Source organism: Stenotrophomonas sp. YJH_SMC_57 (assembly GCF_059369755.1).
Window position 1 is genome coordinate 159,637 of record NZ_JCAFSZ010000004.1, and the last position, 18,275, is coordinate 177,911.

Annotated in this window: 18 protein-coding genes; 13 read left to right on the top strand and 5 right to left on the bottom strand. The window is 68.1% G+C overall.

The annotated features are described in order from the left end of the window. Together AC5P7U_RS06515 and AC5P7U_RS06520 are read left to right on the top strand one after the other, a co-directional pair. A complete protein-coding gene (locus tag AC5P7U_RS06515; RefSeq protein WP_164241557.1) occupies positions 1 to 2,070 on the top strand; it encodes a tetratricopeptide repeat protein in 2,070 nt (689 codons plus the stop codon). A gap of 10 nt (positions 2,071 to 2,080) precedes the next feature. Beyond that, the gene (locus tag AC5P7U_RS06520; protein ID WP_414554860.1) at positions 2,081 to 2,692 is read left to right on the top strand and encodes a YbhB/YbcL family Raf kinase inhibitor-like protein; all 612 of its coding nucleotides are present in this window, start codon (positions 2,081 to 2,083) and stop codon (positions 2,690 to 2,692) included. Between the two features lie 85 nt (positions 2,693 to 2,777). On the opposite strand, the gene AC5P7U_RS06525 is transcribed toward AC5P7U_RS06520, so the two are convergent. From AC5P7U_RS06525 to AC5P7U_RS06535, 3 genes are all read right to left on the bottom strand, one after another. Then, the gene (locus AC5P7U_RS06525; RefSeq protein ID WP_004153530.1) at positions 2,778 to 3,245 is read right to left on the bottom strand and encodes an META domain-containing protein; all 468 of its coding nucleotides are present in this window, start codon (positions 3,243 to 3,245) and stop codon (positions 2,778 to 2,780) included. A 142-nt stretch (positions 3,246 to 3,387) separates the two neighbouring features. Beyond that, the gene (locus tag AC5P7U_RS06530) at positions 3,388 to 4,215 is read right to left on the bottom strand and encodes an META domain-containing protein (RefSeq protein ID WP_495220890.1); all 828 of its coding nucleotides are present in this window, start codon (positions 4,213 to 4,215) and stop codon (positions 3,388 to 3,390) included. A 73-nt stretch (positions 4,216 to 4,288) separates the two neighbouring features. After that, positions 4,289 to 5,083: an undecaprenyl-diphosphate phosphatase gene (locus AC5P7U_RS06535; RefSeq protein WP_495220891.1), complete on the bottom strand. Its 795-nt coding sequence runs from the start codon at positions 5,081 to 5,083 to the stop codon at positions 4,289 to 4,291. A 223-nt stretch (positions 5,084 to 5,306) separates the two neighbouring features. Here AC5P7U_RS06535 and glnA point away from each other — a divergent pair, with 223 nt between their 5' ends. The 7 genes from glnA (at position 5,307) to AC5P7U_RS06570 (ending at position 13,593) form a co-directional block, all read left to right on the top strand. Further along, positions 5,307 to 6,716, top strand: a complete 1,410-nt coding sequence (gene glnA / locus AC5P7U_RS06540) for a type I glutamate--ammonia ligase (protein ID WP_004153533.1) — start codon at positions 5,307 to 5,309, stop codon at positions 6,714 to 6,716. A gap of 341 nt (positions 6,717 to 7,057) precedes the next feature. Further along, positions 7,058 to 7,396, top strand: coding sequence for a P-II family nitrogen regulator (locus tag AC5P7U_RS06545; protein ID WP_004134334.1), 339 nt, complete (start codon positions 7,058 to 7,060; stop codon positions 7,394 to 7,396). 22 nt (positions 7,397 to 7,418) lie between these two features. After that, on the top strand, positions 7,419 to 8,849 hold the full coding sequence (locus AC5P7U_RS06550) for an ammonium transporter (RefSeq protein WP_495220893.1): 1,431 nt from the start codon (positions 7,419 to 7,421) through the stop codon (positions 8,847 to 8,849). 215 nt (positions 8,850 to 9,064) lie between these two features. After that, positions 9,065 to 9,811 (top strand): N-acetylmuramoyl-L-alanine amidase, encoded by a 747-nt coding sequence (locus AC5P7U_RS06555; protein ID WP_312560593.1) that lies wholly within the window; start codon positions 9,065 to 9,067, stop codon positions 9,809 to 9,811. Between the two features lie 67 nt (positions 9,812 to 9,878). After that, positions 9,879 to 11,045 (top strand): murein transglycosylase A, encoded by a 1,167-nt coding sequence (gene mltA / locus AC5P7U_RS06560; RefSeq protein ID WP_495220894.1) that lies wholly within the window; start codon positions 9,879 to 9,881, stop codon positions 11,043 to 11,045. A gap of 82 nt (positions 11,046 to 11,127) precedes the next feature. After that, positions 11,128 to 11,442, top strand: coding sequence for a hypothetical protein (locus tag AC5P7U_RS06565; RefSeq protein ID WP_197563701.1), 315 nt, complete (start codon positions 11,128 to 11,130; stop codon positions 11,440 to 11,442). Between the two features lie 105 nt (positions 11,443 to 11,547). Beyond that, on the top strand, positions 11,548 to 13,593 hold the full coding sequence (locus AC5P7U_RS06570; RefSeq protein WP_495220895.1) for a TonB-dependent receptor: 2,046 nt from the start codon (positions 11,548 to 11,550) through the stop codon (positions 13,591 to 13,593). Positions 13,594 to 13,687: 94 nt separating this feature from the next. Here AC5P7U_RS06570 and AC5P7U_RS06575 read toward each other — a convergent pair whose 3' ends face one another. Further along, a complete protein-coding gene (locus tag AC5P7U_RS06575; RefSeq protein WP_108767277.1) occupies positions 13,688 to 13,984 on the bottom strand; it encodes a HigA family addiction module antitoxin in 297 nt (98 codons plus the stop codon). A gap of 13 nt (positions 13,985 to 13,997) precedes the next feature. Continuing rightward, a complete protein-coding gene (locus tag AC5P7U_RS06580; protein ID WP_495220896.1) occupies positions 13,998 to 14,279 on the bottom strand; it encodes a type II toxin-antitoxin system RelE/ParE family toxin in 282 nt (93 codons plus the stop codon). 139 nt (positions 14,280 to 14,418) lie between these two features. Between AC5P7U_RS06580 and AC5P7U_RS06585 the strand changes: the two genes are divergently transcribed. The 4 genes from AC5P7U_RS06585 to AC5P7U_RS06600 all read left to right on the top strand — a co-directional run bounded on the left by AC5P7U_RS06585 (position 14,419) and on the right by AC5P7U_RS06600 (position 18,242). Continuing rightward, positions 14,419 to 15,480, top strand: a complete 1,062-nt coding sequence (locus AC5P7U_RS06585) for a two-component system sensor histidine kinase NtrB (protein ID WP_495220897.1) — start codon at positions 14,419 to 14,421, stop codon at positions 15,478 to 15,480. Further along, on the top strand, positions 15,473 to 16,921 hold the full coding sequence (gene ntrC / locus AC5P7U_RS06590) for a nitrogen regulation protein NR(I) (protein WP_495220898.1): 1,449 nt from the start codon (positions 15,473 to 15,475) through the stop codon (positions 16,919 to 16,921). The genes AC5P7U_RS06585 and ntrC overlap by 8 nt, the downstream gene beginning before the upstream one ends. A gap of 93 nt (positions 16,922 to 17,014) precedes the next feature. Then, entirely contained in the window at positions 17,015 to 17,584 is a 570-nt protein-coding gene (locus tag AC5P7U_RS06595; protein WP_308309427.1) for a superoxide dismutase family protein, read from the top strand. Positions 17,585 to 17,615: 31 nt separating this feature from the next. Next, positions 17,616 to 18,242 (top strand): superoxide dismutase family protein, encoded by a 627-nt coding sequence (locus tag AC5P7U_RS06600; protein ID WP_004153542.1) that lies wholly within the window; start codon positions 17,616 to 17,618, stop codon positions 18,240 to 18,242. Positions 18,243 to 18,275 lie beyond the last annotated feature (33 nt).

Sequence of the window (18,275 nt, forward strand, 5' to 3'; positions counted from 1 at the left end):
ATGCAAGACCAGATCATCCAAGCGTTGCGCCAGAACCAGGCCGACCAGGCCGTGCAGCTGGCCCAGGCGTGGACCCGTGACGAACCCGGCCTGGCCGATGCCCACCGCTGGCTGGCGCTTGCGCTGCAGCAGCAGGGCAACGCCGAAGCCGCGATGGAGGCATTGCAGCAGGCGCTGCGGCTGGCCCCGGACGACGCCCAGCTGCACCTGCAGCACGCCGGCCTGCTGCTGGCACTGCGCCAGTTCGAAGGCGCCGACGAGGCGCTGCTGCGTACCACTGGCCTGGATCCGAACGCCTTCTCCGCCTACCTGATGCAGGCGCACCTGGCGATCGGCCGCAACGACTTCGACGAAGCCCAGCGCCTCTCGACCCTGGCCGGGCGCGTGGAACCGGAGCATCCGGAACTGCTGACCATCGACGGCATGGTCGCGCTGCGCCGTGGCGATGCCGACCGTGCGCTGGCACTGCTGTCGGCCGCCAGCAAGGCGCTGCCGGACGATACCCGCGTGCTGTACGCACTGGGCTTCGCGTATCTGGGCAAGGACATGCTGGCATTCGCCGAGCAGTCGTTCCGCCGCGTGCTGGAACTGAACCCGTCACTGTCCTCGTTGCACGGCCTGGTGGTGCAGCTGGCGCTGCGCCAGGGCAACGTGCCGGCTGCGGCCGAAGCCGTGCAGGTCGCCCTGCAGCAGCCGGAGCTGGACGTGCCGGCGATGCGTCGCCTGGCCGGTGAGCTGGCGCTGCGCAACAGCCAGCCGCTGCAGGCGCTGGACCATCTGCTGCCGTTGCTGGACACCCAGCCGGAAGACCGCCAGGTGCTGCAGCTGCTGCTGATGTCGTGGCAGCGCCTGGGCCGCGAGGATGAAGCGCGCGCACGCCTGGATGCAGTGCTGGAAGCCCATGACCAGCTGCACGACGTGTGGCTGGCGCGGCTGGCCATCGAGCAGGTGGGCAGCGCAGGCGCAGTGGCGGCCGTCGAGCGCTGGATGGCGGCGATGCCGGCGCACCTGCCGGCGCTGGAAGCGCGCCTGCGCCTGCACGACATGGTGGGCGAGCGCGCGCAGGCCGAGGCGATCGCCGAGCGCATCGTCAGCCTGGAACCGGGCCGCGTCAGCGGCGAAACCCGGCTGGTCGAAGGGCTGCTGCAGCGCGACCCGGCCGCGGCGGTCGCGCGCGTGCAGGCGCTGATCGAGCAGGCACCGGAGGCCCACCGTGCCGACCTGCGGACCTGGCTGGGCGAGATCCAGGATCGCGCCGGGCAGCCGCAGGAAGCGCTGCGCACCTGGATGTCGCTGCAGGCCGAGCAGGCGCCGCAGCGCTTGCCGCTGCCGCCGCAGGCCAAGGCACCGCCGAGCTGGCCGGACAAGGGCAGCATCGATGGCGATGCCAGTTCCGCACCGATCTTCCTGTGGGGCGCGCCCGGCTCGGGCGTGGAGCGCGTGGCGACCGGCCTGGCCGCCGCCAGCCCGGTGCTGCGCAGCGACCGTTACACCAACACGCCACCTGATGACGCCTTCCAGAACTTCAACACGCTGCAGGATCTGGCGTCGGGTGTGCTGACGCCGGAGCGGCTGGTGCAGCGCTGGCGCGAACAGCTGCCGGCGCGTGGCCTGCAGAGCGACACCGTGATCGACTGGCTGCTGTGGTGGGACAACGCCCTGCTGTGGGCGCTGCGCCCGCAGTTGCCGCAGGGGCGCCTGCTGCTGGTGCTGCGTGATCCGCGCGACATGCTGCTGGACTGGGTGGCCTACGGTGCCGCCGCACCGCTGGCGATGACCTCCCTGGCCGAAGCCAGCGAATGGCTGACCCGCGCGCTGACCCAGGTCGCCACGCTGCACGAGGAAGACCTGTATCCGCACGTGCTGCTGCGCATCGACCAGATCGGCAATGATCCGCATGCGATGGCCGAACTGCTGGGCCGCCTGTTCGAGCGGCCGATGCCGCCGGCTGCGCAGCTGGGCGCTCCGCGCCTGCCGCCCGGCCACTGGCGCAACTACCGCGACGTGATGAGCGCCGCCTTCGCCCAGCTCACCCCGGTTGCGGTGCGCCTGGGTTACCCGGAAGAGTGAGGAGAGTGCAATGCAGCTGAGCAGCAACAGCCTGACCCACGGCGCGCCCATCGACCGCGCGTTCGCCGCCGGCGACGCCAACGGCTTCGCCCCGGACCGCAACCCGCACCTGGCCTGGAGCGGGGCGCCGGCCGGCTCCCGTTCGTTCCTGCTGGTGTGCGTGGACCCGGACGTGCCGACCGTGCCGGACACGGTCGGCCGCAGCGACATGAGCGTGCCGCGTGACCAGCCGCGCTGCGATTTCGTGCACTGGGTGATGGCCGATATCCCGGCCACGGTGCAGGAGATTGCCGCCGGCAGCTGCAGCGACGGCTTCGTGGTCAAGGGCAAGCCGGCACCGGCCGGCCCGGACGGCAGCCGCCAGGGCCTGAACGACTTCACCGGCTGGTTTGCCGGCAATCCGGACATGGCCGGTGATTACCTGGGCTACGACGGTCCCTATCCGCCCTTCAACGACGAGCGCGTGCACCGCTACTTCTTCCGCGTGTTCGCGCTGGACGTGGCCTCGCTGGAGCTGCCGGCACGCTTCACCGCTGCCGATGCGTATCGGGCCATGCACGGCCACGTACTGGCCGAAGCGGCACTGCACGGAACCTACACGCTGAACCCCGCACTGGGCTGAGCGGCACATTGGGTAGAGCCGGCCGCTGGCCGGCTGCTGCAGGAAACGGCGGCAACACAGGGAAGATGCTGGCCAGCGGCCAGCTCTACCTTCCATCCGCTTGCGGCGATGCCGGTTCGAACACCGCGGTATCGCCCTGCGCGTTGCGCACCGTCAGCGTGCCCCGCTCGCCCAGCTCGAGCATCGGTGCCGCCCCTCCGCCGTGCATCAGCATTCGCGCGCGCTTCTGCTGCGTGGTCATTTTCGGATCGATGCACTCGGCCGTGGTCTGCACGCTGTTGCGCAGGAACAAGTGGTTGCCCTGCAGCTGGTACTGGCTGCTGGCGTGGTTGCACAGGTTCAGCTCGCTCATGAAGCCGGACTGGAAGCGCAGCGTGTAGGGCGCGTGGCCCGGGACGAACAACGCGTCAATGCGCCGGCCCTGCGCGTCGGTGGCGCGCGCCAGTTGCCACAGATGTGCTTCAAGCCGATCGTTGCTGGGCGTGCGGGCAGTGGCCACATCCGCGGACACGGCCAGCAGCCCAGCAATGATGAGGACGGGGACGTGCTTCATGCCGATCTCCCGATGCAAGTGGGTAGTGCCGGCCGCTGGCCGGCAACCTCCGTGTGTTGGCGGTGCCGCGCAGGGCAGCCGGCCAGCGGCAGGCCCTACCGACCATGAAGAAGGGCGGCCTCTCGGCCGCCCTTCTGTCGTCTTACTTCTTCTCGACGGCCGACTCGACCACCATGTCCAGCACGTACGCCTGCGACGGCGCATCGGCCGGCGGGTTCTTCACTTCGTAGCGCTTCACGCGCACCACGTTGCGCACGCCGTCTTCGTGGGTGTAGCCCTCGATGTTGCCGTAGAAGTTCTCGAACTTGCCCGGCTCGCCCTGCTTCAGGCCCTTGTCGTCGAACTTCACCTCACGCACCTGCAGGCACTGGTAGTCCGGGATCAGCGGGTGCGAGCACTTCTCGGTCTTGGCGGCCACTTCCAGGAACACGGTTTCGCCGGCGCCGCCGTAGCGGGTTTCAGCGGTCGGTTCCGGGTTGAACACCAGCACGTCGCCCTTGGCGGTGGTCAGGGTCAGCGCGCCATTGGCATCCTGCTCGGCCTTCAGCTCGCCCTGCAGGCGGCTCGACACGGCCTCGTCCAGCGCCATCAGCGCGTTGTCGGTGCAGGCCATCATCGTCGACGCCATCGCGCCCACGGTCAGCTTGCCGTCGGCCAGGCTGTAGCTGCCGCCCATGTGGTTGCAGGCGTTGCTGACCGACAGGCGGCCATCAGCGAAGTCCAGGGTGACCGGCTTGTCTTCGCGGGCGAACAGCGCATCGATGCGCTTGCCGTCGGCGCCGGTGGCCTGCTGCAGCAGCCAGTGCTGGCTCTGCAGGCGCTGCGCATCCAGGTGCGCCAGCGTCTGCTGGTCTGCTGCCTTGGCCGCGGCCGGGGCCACGTCGTCGCCGCCGGTGCCGGCCGGGGCCGGGGTCTGGCTGCAGGCGGCCATCAGGGCCAGCGGGAGGAGCAGGGTGAGCTTGCGGTTCATGGTGATTCTCCTTGGGGAACCGTGAGGGAAACGGGGTGGGGCCGGCAATGGGGTCAGCGTGCCCCGGCGCTGTTCAGCTGCCGGAGGGCAACCACAGCAGCAGCGCCGCGCCCAGCGCGATGCGGTAAACGGCGAAGGCGGTGAACCTGTGCGATTTGATGTAGCCCATCAGCCACTTCACTACGACGAAGCCGGTGACGGCTGCGGCAAGGAACGCCACGCCCACGTCGGTCCAGTTCTCGCTGCCCAGCGTTCCGTCCTTGGCCATTTCCAGGAAGGTGTAGGCGCTGGCCGCGAACATGGTGGGAATGCCGACCAGGAACACGAATTCGGCGGCGGCCGCACGGCGGCTCAGGCCCAGCAGCATGGCCAGGAAGATCGCCGAGGCCGAGCGCGAAGTGCCCGGGAACACGCCGGCCACCACCTGCGCCAGGCCCACGCCGATCGCCACCGTCCAGGTCACCTGGTCGCGGTCGGGCAGGCGTGCGGTGTAGGCCTCCACCAGCAGCATCCAGACGCCACCGATGATCAGGGCCCAGGCCACCGGGCTGACCGTCTCCGGGAGTGACCAGCCGGCCTTGCGCACCACCAGGCCGACCACGGCGGTGACCAGGAAGGCGGCGCCCAGCTTGAACACATAGTCGCGGTTCTCGCGCTGGTTGAAGCCGGTGGCCAGCTGCAGCAGGCGCTGGCGGAACACCAGGACCACGGCCACGATCGCGCCGGCCTGGATGACGATGTTGAAGAAGTCCGAGCGGGCCCCAAGCCAGTGCTGGGCGATGAGCAGATGGCCGGTGCTGGAGATCGGCAGGAATTCGGTGAGGCCTTCGAGGATGCCCAGCAGCAGGGCGGAGAGCAGGTCGGACATGGACGGTGCGTGCACGCGCGGCGGAAGGAAGAAGGTCGAGAGGATAGACGATCCCCGCTGCACCAAACGGGTGCGTCTGGTGGCGGGTGCACCCGTTTGGTGCGCAGCGTTTTGCACCGCGACGGGACGCCCTTTTTAAAATCAATGACTTGCAATCATTGAAAAGTTGGCACGGTCATTGCTGTACCTCAGCAGGCATTCATCCCCATCCGAGGTCGTACCGATGTCCGTGGAAAACGTTGAGAAGCTGATCAAGGACAACCAGATCGAGTTCGTCGACCTGCGCTTTGTCGACATGCGTGGTGTCGAACAGCACGTGACCTTCCCGGTCAGCATCGTCGAGCCGTCGCTGTTCGAAGAAGGCAAGATGTTCGATGGCAGCTCGATTGCCGGCTGGAAGGGCATCGCCGAGTCGGACATGGTGCTGCTGCCGGATACCGCCAGCGCCTACGTCGACCCGTTCTACGCCGATCCGACCATCGTGATCAGCTGCGACATCCTCGACCCGGCCACCATGCAGCCGTATGGCCGCTGCCCGCGCGGCATCGCCAAGCGCGCCGAGGCCTACCTGAAGTCCTCCGGCATCGCCGAAACCGCGTTCTTCGGCCCGGAGCCGGAATTCTTCATCTTCGACTCGGTCCGCTTCGCCAATGAAATGGGCCACACCTTCTTCCAGGTCGACTCGGAAGAAGCGGCGTGGAACAGCGGCGCCAAGTATGACGGCGCCAACAGCGGCTACCGCCCGGGCGTGAAGGGCGGCTACTTCCCGGTCCCGCCGACCGACACCCTGCACGACCTGCGCGCTGAAATGTGCAAGACGCTGGAACAGGTCGGCATCGAAGTGGAAGTGCAGCACCACGAAGTGGCCACCGCCGGCCAGTGCGAGATCGGCACCAAGTTCAGCACCCTGGTGCAGAAGGCCGACGAACTGCTGCGCATGAAGTACGTCATCAAAAACGTCGCGCACCGCAACGGCAAGACCGTCACCTTCATGCCCAAGCCGATCGTCGGTGACAACGGCAGCGGCATGCACGTGCACCAGTCGCTGTCCAAGGGCGGCACCAACCTGTTCTCCGGTGACGGCTACGGCGGCCTGAGCCAGCTGGCGCTGTGGTACATCGGCGGCATCTTCAAGCACGCCAAGGCCATCAATGCCTTCGCCAACTCGGGCACCAACAGCTACAAGCGCCTGGTGCCGGGCTACGAAGCCCCGGTGATGCTGGCCTACTCGGCGCGCAACCGTTCGGCCTCGTGCCGCATTCCGTGGGTGTCCAACCCGAAGGCGCGCCGCATCGAAATGCGCTTCCCGGATCCGATCCAGTCCGGCTACCTCACCTTCACCGCGCTGATGATGGCCGGCCTGGACGGCATCAAGAACCAGATCGACCCGGGCGCACCGAGCGACAAGGACCTGTACGACCTGCCGCCGGAAGAAGAGAAGCTGATCCCGCAGGTCTGCTCCTCGCTGGACCAGGCGCTGGAAGCGCTGGACAAGGACCGTGAGTTCCTGAAGGCCGGCGGCGTGATGAGCGATGACTTCATCGACGGCTACATCGCGCTGAAGATGCAGGAAGTGACCAAGTTCCGCGCGGCCACCCACCCGCTGGAGTACCAGCTGTACTACGCCAGCTGACCGGCGGCGATGGCGGCGGGCTTCCCCCTCCCACCCGCCGCCATCGCTTCGGTCTTCGCGGCTGGGGAGCCGCGCGGCGGGCCCGGCCTGCCGTGGTAGAGCGGGCCGCTGGCCCGCTGCGGTAGAGCGGACTGTCAGCCCGCTGAAACAGGGGCAAGAGAGACCGGATACGCGCCAGGGCCGCCCTCCCTCCCGCGTCGGTCGTGCAAGGAGAGAGGCACGGCCGTCCCGGCCCTGTACGTGTCCGGTGCAACAGCCACGGCCATCATCCTGATGGCCCGTGGTTGCCTGATGCCAACGCGCGCTGGCGCGCTGGCCCCATCCACCCTCGGGACATGCGCATGAAACTGATCTCCGCCATCATCCGGCCGTTCAAGCTCGACGAGGTCCGCGAGGCCCTCTCCGATGCAGGCGTGTCGGGCATCACCGTGACCGAAGTGAAAGGCTTCGGCCGCCAGAAGGGCCACACCGAGCTGTATCGCGGCGCCGAGTACGTCGTCGACTTCCTGCCCAAGATCAAGATCGAAACCGTAGTCACCGACGAGCGTGCCGATGCGGTGATCGAGGCGATCCAGTCGTCGGCAGGTACTGGCAAGATCGGTGACGGCAAGATCTTCGTCACCGCCGTCGAACAGGTCATTCGTATCCGCACCGGCGAGATCGGTGCCGACGCGCTGTAATCCCCCTTCCGGAGATTCCCCCATGAAGATGCGCCTTCTCACCGGGTGGCAAGCCCGGTTCCATATCGTGTGCCTGTTGATGCTGCTCAGCGCGCTGGCCGCCGGGGCATGGCCGGGTACTGCCCACGCCCAGGCCCAGGTGTCACCGCTGCCCAGCGAAACCGTTGCGGTTGAGTCGTTGCAGGACCCGGCTGCGGCGACCGCCGCACCTGCCGTGGCCGAAGCGGCTGCCGCCTATGATCGCGGCGACGTCGCGTGGATGCTCACTTCCACCCTGCTGGTGCTGTTGATGGTGGTACCGGGCCTGGCCCTGTTCTATGGCGGCCTGGTGCGTTCGAAGAATGTGCTGTCGGTGCTCAGCCAGATCCTCGTGGTGTTCTCGCTGGTGCTGCTGCTGTGGGTGGCGTATGGCTACAGCGCGGTGTTCAGTGCCGGCAATCCGTTCTTTGGTTCGTTCACCGAATTCGCCTTCCTCAAGGGCTTCACCCCCGACTCGGTCGGCAACACGCCGATCAAGGGCCTGCCGGACTACCTGTTTGTCGCCTTCCAGTCGACGTTCGCCGGCATCACCACCGCGCTGATCGTCGGTGCTTTCGCCGAGCGCATCAAGTTCCGCGCGGTGCTGCTGTTCTCGGCGATGTGGTTCACCCTCAGCTACATCCCGATGGCGCACATCGTCTGGGGCGGTGGCTACCTCGGTGAACTGGGTGCGATCGATTTCGCCGGTGGCACCGTGGTCCACATCAATGCCGGCGTGGCCGGCCTGGTGGCTGCGTGGTTCGTCGGCAAGCGCCTGGGCTATGGCCAGACCGCATTGAAGCCGCACAACGTGCCGTTCACCTATATCGGCGCAATGCTGCTGTGGGTGGGCTGGTTCGGCTTCAATGCCGGCTCCGCTGCTGCGGCCGATACCGTGGCCTCGCTGGCCTTCCTCAACACCGTGCTGGCCACCGCCGCTGCCGTGCTGGGCTGGACGCTGGTGGAAGCCATTGGCAAGGGCAAGCCGTCGGCACTGGGCGCCGCCTCGGGTGCGGTGGCCGGCCTGGTCGGCATCACCCCTGCCTGCGGTACGGTCGGTCCGCTTGGCGCGATCGTGATCGGTTTCGTCGCCGGCGTGGTCTGCGTGTGGGGCGTGACCGGTCTCAAGCGCCTGCTGAAGGTGGATGACACCGCTGACGTGTTCGGCGTGCACGGTGTCGGCGGCATCGTCGGTGCCATCCTCACCGGTGTGTTCAGTGCGCAGTCGCTGGGCGGCACCAAGGCTGATCTGGATATTGCCCATCAGGTGTGGGTGCAGGTGGTCAGCGTCGGCCTCACCGTGCTGTGGTCGGCGGTGGTGACCACGCTGATCCTGCTGGTGGTGCGCAGCGTGGTCGGCCTGCGTGTCACCGAGGAAGCGGAGCGCACCGGCCTCGATGTCACTTCGCATGGCGAGTCCGCCTACGAGGCCTGAGGTAATGGCGGGCGGCTCTGCGGGGCCGCCTTTGCGTTTGGTGGGGGCCAGGCTTGCCTGGCACGGCTCCTGCCCTGGTGGGTGCCGACCGTTGGTCGGCACAGCGGGTAGCCCATCCACGCATGGCGTGGATCTACCGCATCCTCTCTGGTGGATGCCAAGCTTGCTCGGCACGGCGGCATGCATCATCGCGCCTGATCGCGCACAATCGGGCCATGCACCCGACCCGCACCGCCCTGATGCTCTCGGCCTGCCTGCTGCTGGCCGCATGCGCCTCCACGCCGCAGGAAACCCACAACCCGCTCGCCACCTGGGTGCCGTCACCCAACCAGAACGCGCGCACGCCGGTCATCATCGTCATCCACCACACCGAGCAGAAATCGGTGCAGCAGAGCCTGCGTACGCTGCGCACCGCCAACAGTGGTGGGCCGGTCAGCGCGCACTACCTGATCGGTGCCGATGGCCATCGCTACCAGCTGGTGGCCGATGAGCGCCGTGCCTGGCACGCAGGGGCCGGGCGCTGGGGCACCATCACCGATCTCAATTCAGCCTCGATCGGCATCGAGCTCGACAACGATGGCCGCAGCCCGTTCAGCGCGGCGCAGATCGAATCGCTGATCGTGCTGCTGCGCGATCTCACCACCCGCCTCAACATTCCGCCGCGCCAGGTGATCGGCCATGCCGACCTGGCGCCGACGCGCAAGCAGGACCCCAGCCGGTTCTTCCCGTGGCAACAGCTGGCCGAGGCCGGTTTCGGCGTCTGGCCGCGCGCCGCCGATGGTGCCGCACCGGAAGGCTTCGATGCGTGGAACGCGCTGGCCCGCTTCGGCTATCCGCTGGACAACCGCGACGCCACCGTCGCCGCCTTCCACCGCCGCTTCCGTGGCCGCGACGACCTGCCGAAGACGCTGGATGCCGAAGACGCGCGCATCCTGCATTCGCTGCTGCTGCAGATGCCGTGACCACGCGCATGAACGCTTGACCCCACGCTGGGTTGCCGCCCAGCGGCCGGCCCGCCACCATGGCGGCATGATCGATTCCGCCACCTTCTTCAAGCGCAGGCACTGCATCCTGCTGGCAGCGGCCGTGCTCGCCGGCTGCTCCACCACCGCTCCCCGCACCGGATCCGAATTGCCGACGCCGGTCACGCCGCCCGCGGCCACCTATGCCAAGGCCGCGTGGAGCGCGCTGCCGCCAGTCTCCGACAGCGATCTGCAGGCCGGCTTCGTTGCCTGGCGCAGCAGCTGCACCCGCCTGAAGAACGATGCGGTCTGGGCCAGGCCCTGCGCCGCCGCAGCAGCCGTTTCAGACAAGGACGCGGCCGCGATCCGCCAGTTCCTGCAGCGCGACCTCGATGTCTACGCGCTGCGCGCCGGAGGCCACCAGGCCGATGGCCTGATCACCGGCTACTACGAACCGATCTACCCCGGCAGCCTCACCCGCACGGCCACCGCGACGGTGCCGGTGTACGGCACGCCGGATGACCTGGTCGTGGTGCAGCTGGACAGCCTCTACCCCGAGTTGAAGGGCAAGCGGCTGCGCGGCCGTGTCGACGGCAAGGTGCTCAAGCCGTATGACGACGCCGGCACGATTGCCAGCAAAGGCGCCAAGGCGCCAGTCCTGGCCTGGCTGACCGATCCGATGGACCTGCAACTGCTGCAGATCCAGGGGTCCGGCCGGGTGCGCCTGGCTGACGGCACGCAGGTACGGTTGGCCTATGCGGAACAGAATGGCCACCCCTATCGCGCCATCGGCCGCTGGCTGGTCGACCAGGGCCAACTGAAGAAGGAAGACGTCACCATGGACGCGATCCGTGCCTGGGCCCGGGCCAACCCCGCGCGCGTGCCGGAACTGCTGCGCAGCAACCCCAGCTACGTGTTCTTCGTGCGCAACCCGGACAGCCCGGAAGGCCCGCGTGGCTCGTTGAACGTGCCACTCACCGCCGGTTACAGCGTGGCCGTGGACCGCACCGTGGTGCCGCTGGGCAGCCTGCTGTGGCTGTCCACCACCCGCCCGGACGGCACGCCCGTGGTGCGCCCGGTGGCTGCGCAGGACACCGGCGGCGCCATTGCCGGCGAAGTGCGTGCGGACCTGTACTGGGGCAGTGGCGATGCCGCCGGCAAGCTGGCCGGTGACATGAAGCAGAAGGGCAACATCTGGATGCTGTGGCCGAAGGGCGTCGCGCTGCCGCAGTAGGTGGCAGGGATCTGCCCCCCGGATGCCTGATAATGGCGCCATTCCGAACTTTCCGGCCGCACCTGCGGCCAGGACCCCTGCAATGACCTACGCAAAACACAACGCAAGATCCGGCGCGAAATCCGCCGCCAGGAAGTACTACAAGCACTGGGCCGAATCGGGCCTGGGCAAGGGCAACGTGCTGATGGAAGCGCGAGGCGAGAAGATCGTGCGCCAGGTGGAAATCTACGGCACCAAGATGGTCTGGGCCGACGAGCATGCCCACAGCGATGACCGCTTCCTGTTGGCCGACCAGCCGGTGTCGTTCCTCGATTTCGACGAGGACGACGAGATCTCCGCGCGCGAATTCGAAAGCGCATGGAAGAAAGCCAGGGAAGCCACCGGCTACCCGGTGTAAGCCGCCGCTCCACCCCGCTTTTGTAGCGTCGAGCCTGCTCGACTCTACATGGCAGACGCGTGAAATGTTATATGATTACATTTCATCCGCGCCCTTCCATCCCCCATGAAAACCTCCACGCTGGTGGCCGCCCTCGCGACCGCCCCGTTCGCCTCTGAAGCCTTCGCACAGTCGGCCGATGCCGCGCTCACCCTCGGCAAGGTGCAGGTGCACCAGCATGGCGAAGGCCAGTTGAGCGCCCACCAGGTCCTGACCTCGGTGGACGTGCTGGGCGCGGACCAGATCGAAGACCGCAATGTCTCGCACAGCTGGGAGCTGCTGGGGCAGATGCCCGGCATCCAGCTCACCGAAACCCGGCAGGGTGCCGAATCGGGCAAGGTCAGCTTCCGCGCCTTCAACGGCGAGGGCTACCTCAACGCCATCAAGACCCTCATCGACGGCATCCCCAGCAACGTCAACAGCGGCAACCAGCGCTTCATCGACATGCTGTTCCCGCTGGAAATCAGCTACATCGAAGTGGTGCGCGGGACCAACGACCCGCGCTACGGCCTGCACAACATCGGCGGCAACGTGAACTTCGGCACGCGCCAGGGCGGCAACTACACCGATGCGCGGCTGGCCTACGGAAGCTACAACACCCGCGACGCGCAGCTGGCGGTGGGCCGCGAAGCGGATGGCTTCGCGCAGAACTACTTCGTCGGCACCCAGGCCAGCGATGGCTACCGCGACCACGACACCTCGAAGAAGTACTCGCTGGGCGGCAAATGGTTCTACGGCTCGCTGGACGACGGCCTGCGCGTGGGCCTGACCGCGCGCGCGTACCACCACGAAGCCGACGAACCCGGTTTCATGACCGCTGACGAAATGCACGCGCATCGCCGTGGCAGCGACCTGCGCAACGGCAACGATGGCGATGACCGCGACATGCGGCAGATCGCCTCGCACGTCGACCTGAAGCTGTCCGACGCGCTCACCTTCGGCACGCGGCTGTACTACAACCGCTACGAAGACGACCGCCGCGTGACCTTCAGCGACCTGCCCAGCGGCAACCTGCCGCGCCAGCGCCGCGTCTGGGATGAACGCCAGACCGGCCTGCTCAGCACGCTCACCTGGCAGGCCAGCCCCGCGCTCACCGTCGAAGGCGGCCTGAACTACGAGCAGCAGGACAACGGCTATATCCGCGAGCGCTACGCCTACGCCGAACCCACCGATTTCAGCCAAGCACCGGCGCGCGTGCAGAACGACGACCGCCACAGCTTCGACAACTGGGGTGCCTATGTGCAGGCCATCTACCAGCCGGCCGAGGCATGGAAGATCGTGCCGGCCTACCGCGTCGACCGCTTCAGTGGCAGCACGCACCTGATGAACGGCGTCAGCGGCCGCCTGCAGGACTACGGCACCATCGGCCAGCCGAAGCTGAGCGTCATCCACAGCCTGGGCGACACCACCCACGTCTACGCCAACTGGGGCCGCACCTTCCAGGTGCTCACCGGCTCCACCGCACCGGCCTACCTCACCCCGGGGCAGGCGCCGGTGCAGCCGTCCACCAACACCGGCATGGAGCTGGGCCTGAAGTTCCAGCCCTTCCATGGCAGCCAGGCGCGCTTGGCGGTGTGGCAGCAGGACGCGGAAAACGAGGTGTCCAACATGCCGGCCACCGGTACCACGGTCACTCTGGGCAAGACCCGCCGCCGCGGCGTGGATGCGCAGCTGAGCCTGCAGTTGGGCGACGACTGGACGGTGTGGGCCTCGCACGCCTATCAGGAGGCGAAGATCACCCGCGACGACCGCGCTGCCAGCATTTCGCTGCAGGGCAGGGAAGTGGCCGCCACCCCGCGCCACATCAGCAACCTCGGTGTGGACTATCGCGCCAGCGACGCGTTGCGCCTGGGCCTGCAGGCACGCGCGCAGGGCGATTACTACCTGGAAGAACGCAACGAGGCCGGCAAGTTCGGCGGCTTCGCCGTGCTCGACCTCAGCGCCGCGTACCAGATCAACCCGCGCTGGAGCGTGGACCTTCAGCTGAAGAACGTCACCGGCCGCGAATACGCCTACGCCTGGTACGACAGCTTCTTCTGGGACAGCGCCCGCCCGATGTTCTCGCCCGCCCCCGGCCGCAGCGTGTTCGTTGGCCTGAACATGAAGCTGTAACCCGGCCACGCATCCGGTAGTGGTCGAGCTTGCTCGACCTGCGGCAGGGGTCAGAGCCCTTTCCTGACGGAAAGGGATCCGACCCCGGGCAGGTTCATGCCACCGCGTTGTAAGGCTCGATCCGCGCCAGCACCTCGGCCAGCTTCTCCTTGGTCATCGCCGCATCGAAATCCGCCTGCAGCCCGATCCAGAACTTGTCGGACACGCCGAAGTAACGGGACAGCCGCAGTCCGGTGTCTGCCGTCACGGCACGCTGGCCGGTAACAATCTCGCCGATGCGACGTTGCGACACGCCAATTGCCTTGGCCAGGCGGTACTGGGTGATACCCAAAGGCTCCAGGAATTCATGCAGCAGGATCTCGCCGGGAGCGGGGTAGGGGACGGTTCGCATGCGCGCGGCTCCTTCAGTGGTAATCGACAATTTCAACTTCAGCCGGGCCTTCTCGGGTCCAGACGAAGCACAACCGGAACTGATCATTGATGCGGATGCTGTACTGGCCGCACCGGTTTCCGTGCAACGGCTCCAAGCGATTGGCCGGAGGTATGCGCAGATCCCGCAGATCGGCCGCAACGTTGAGCATCGCCAGCTTTCGCAGCGCGGCAGCTTCAATGTGGCGCCATCTCTGCACGCGATGGCCATCAAACAGTGCCTGCGTACGTTTGCAGGCAAATGATTGGATCGGCATGTTGGTAACGTGTGGCGATAGTATCGTAAGGCGTTAGTATCGCCTCGGCAAGCATGCGGCGTAATTCCTGAGCGCGACGGCTGGCGACGCATTTGATGCGATCTGATGCTGGACCCGCGTTTTGCACTACATTGGTGCAATGTCCGACCCCGCACCCCCGCCGTCCCTCGATGCCTTGGGCACGCCGCTGGCCTGGGCCGGGGCCGATGGCCGCATCATCGGCTGCAATCCCGCCTTCGCGCGCTGGCTGGGCGTCAGCGTCCGCCGCCTGATCGGCCAGCCGTTGGCCGCACTGGAAGTGCAGGGCGAGGCACTGGCCCATTTCCTGGCCCGTGACGAGCGCGACAGCCTGCGCCTGAACCGGCTGGCGCTGGCCGTGCCTGGCGAGGCGCCGCGCTTCGCCGAGGGCTGGATGAGCCGCCGCGACGATGGCGGCTGGCTGCTGGAGGCGCACCCGGTCGATGAGTTCCCCGGGTTGGACCCGACCCAGGCCCTGCCCAGCGCGCTCAGCGCGGCGCTGAAGGGGCTGGCGCACGAGCTGCGCAACCCGCTGGCCGGTCTGAAGGGTGCGGCCCAGCTGCTGGCCCGCCGCGCTGCCCAGCGCGATGCCAGCGAACGTGAGCTGATCGAGCTGATCGGCTCGGAGATCGAGCGCCTCAACGGCCTGCTCGACCAGCTGCTGTCGCCGGCACCGGCCGCGCCGCATGCACCACTGAACATCCACGCCTCGCTGGAACGCGTGCTGCGCCTGGCCGAAAGCGAGGCAGGCTGGGCGGTGCGCCTGCAGCGCGACTACGACCCCAGCATTCCCGAGTTCGATGGCGATGCCGATCGCCTCACCCAGGCGGTGTGGAACCTGGTGCGCAACGCCATCCAGGCCGGCGCCGGGGTCATCACCCTGCGCACGCGCGTCGAGCACGGCGTGCGCATCGCCGAACAGCTGCACACGCTGGCCCTGCGCCTGGAAATCGCCGATGACGGCCGTGGCGTGCCCGAGGAGCTGGCCGAGCACCTGTTCCTGCCGCTGGTCAGTGGCCGCGCCGAAGGCACCGGCCTGGGCCTGGCGCTGGCCCAGCAGGTCGCGCGCGAACACCGCGGCACGCTCACTTACCGTTCGCGCCCGGGCCATACCGTGTTCACCCTGCTGCTGCCGATCGGCAACGGCGCCGCCCCGGCCGAGGAGGCCCCGCGCGATGTCTGATTCCCCCACCACCGCGCAGCGCATCTGGGTGGTCGACGATGACCGCGCCGTGCGCTTCGTGCTGTGCACCGCGCTGCGCGAGGCGGGCTACCAGGTAGTTGATTTCGACAGTGCCGCTCCTGCGCTGAAGGCCCTCAACGAAGGCCCGGCGCCGGCGCTGCTGTTCACCGACGTGCGCATGCCCGGCGACGATGGCCTGGTGCTGCTGGACAAGCTGAAAGCCGCGCTGCCGCAGTTGCCGGTGGTGGTGATGTCGGCCTACACCGATGTGGCCAGCACGGCCGGCGCGTTCCGCGGCGGCGCCCACGAATTCCTGTCCAAGCCCTTCGATCTGGATGATGCGGTGGCCCTGGCCCAGCGCGTGCTGCCTGCCGTGGCACCGGCACTGGCCGCGCCCACGCCGGTGGCCGACGCGCCCAGCGACCAGCAGCCGCAGCTGGTGGGCGATACGCCGCCGATGCGCGCGCTGTTCCGTGCCATCGGTCGTTTGGCGCAGGCGCCGCTGGCCGTGCTCATCACCGGCGAAACCGGCACCGGCAAGGAACTGGTGGCCAACGCCCTGCACCGCGAATCGCCGCGCGCACAGGGGCCGTTCGTTGCGCTTAACACCGCCGCCATTCCGGCCGAACTGCTGGAAAGCGAACTGTTCGGCCACGAGGCCGGCGCGTTCACCGGTGCGCAGCGCCGCCACATCGGTCGCTTCGAGCAGGCCAACGGCGGCACGCTGTTCCTCGACGAGATCGGTGACATGCCGTTGCCGCTGCAGACCCGCCTGCTGCGCGTGCTGGCCCAGGGCGAGTTCTTCCGTGTCGGTGGCCGCGAGCTGATCCGCGTGGATGTACGCGTGGTCGCCGCCACCCACCAGGACCTGGAAGGCCTGGTCGCACAAGGAAAGTTCCGTGCCGATCTGCTGCACCGCCTGGACGTGGTGCGCCTGCAGCTGCCGCCGCTGCGCGACCGCCGCGAGGACATCGCGCAGCTGGCCACCACCTTCCTGGCCGCTGCCGCGCACAAGCTGGACACGCCGCCGAAGCGGCTGACCGCCGCCGCACTGCAGGCGCTGCGCGAGCACGACTGGCCCGGCAACGTGCGCGAACTGGAAAACGTCTGCTGGCGCATGGCCGCACTCGCCGCCGCCGACACCATCGGCGTTGCCGACGTCGATACCGCGCTGAACCGCACGCGCAGCCGCCGCGGCAACAGCGCGGGCGCCGACCCCGGGCAGTGGGAAGCGCTGCTGTCCGAATGGGCGCGGCGGCAGCTGGCCGAGGGCACCGAAGGCCTGCACGCGCAGGTGCGCAAGCGGGTGGACCACGCCCTGCTGGAGGCAGCGCTGCAGATCACCCATGGCCGCCGCGCCGAAGCCGCCGCGCGGCTCGGCCTGGGCCGCAATACGCTCACCCGCAAGCTGGGCGCGGGCCGCCGCCGCGGGAGCCATTGAACGGCCCGTGCACACGGTCCTCGCGCCCGCTTGCCGAACTGTTGATCCGCCATGGACGATGCCGTCCGTAGTGTTCCCTGCAAGGAGTTCCTGATGCGCCTTTCACCTGCCATCCTGCCGCTGTCCGCCGCCGTGCTGCTTTCTGCCTGTGGCAGCGCGCCGCAGAAGTCACAGCCCACCCCGCCGCCGGTGGTCACCACGCCTGTGGCCCAGCTGGCCGAAGCGAACCTGGCGCCGGCCTCGGCCAGCATCGTCAGTGGCCGCCTGGTGCTGAAAACCGAAAGCGGTGGCGTGCACCTGACCGGCCTGGTCGGTGGCCTGCAGCCGATGCAGCAGGCCGGCTTCCACATCCACGAGCGCGGCGACTGCAGCGCGGTGGATGCCAGCAGCGCCGGCAACCACTTCAACCCCGGTGGCGCCGCGCATGGCCGCGCCGGCACCGGCAAGCACCACCTGGGCGACATGGACAACCTGCGTGCCGATGCCCAGGGCCGCGCCAACGTCGATATCCACCTCAAGGGGGTTACCCTTGGCGGAGGCGCCGCCACCGATATCGCCGGACGTGCACTGGTCGTGCATGCCAACGCCGACGACTATCGCAGCCAGCCCGCCGGCAATGCCGGCGTCCGCATCGCCTGTGGCGTGATCCGGGTTGTCCGCTGATCACTGCAGGCTTCATCCAGGGAGAGATTGCATGCGTCTGATCCACACTTCGCTGTTTGTCGCCGTCGCCGCGCTGGGCCTGGCGGCCTGCGGCCAGCAGCCTGCCGCGCCGCAGGCCGAAACCCCGCCGGCCGCTGCGGCCGAGGGCGCCACCACCGAACCGGCCGCAACCCCCGCACCGGCAGCTGCACCCGCGGCAGATGCGTCGGCCACCGCTGAACTGGCGCCGACCCAGGGCAGCGAGGCCAAGGGCAGCGTCACCTTCAAGCTGGTCGACGGCAAGGTCCACGTGACCGGCCAGGTCACCGGCCTGAAGCCGGGCAGCGAGCACGGCTTCCACATCCACGAGAAGGGCGACTGCAGCGCGCCGGACGGCATGAGCGCCGGCGGCCACTTCAACCCGGGCCACCAGGATCACGGCAACGTCGCCACCGATCCGCACCATGGCGGCGACATGCCCAACATCAAGGCCGACGACAAGGGCGTGGCCACCATCGATGGCCCGGTGTCGAGCAACGTCAACATCGGCAAGGGTGATGACTTCGACATCATCGGCCGCGGCCTGATCGTCCACGCCGACGCGGACGACTACAAGACCCAGCCGACCGGCAATGCCGGTGCGCGCCTGGCGTGTGCGGTGATCCAGAAGGCGCCGTAAAGCGCAGACCTGCTGGAAATGGAAAACGCCGGC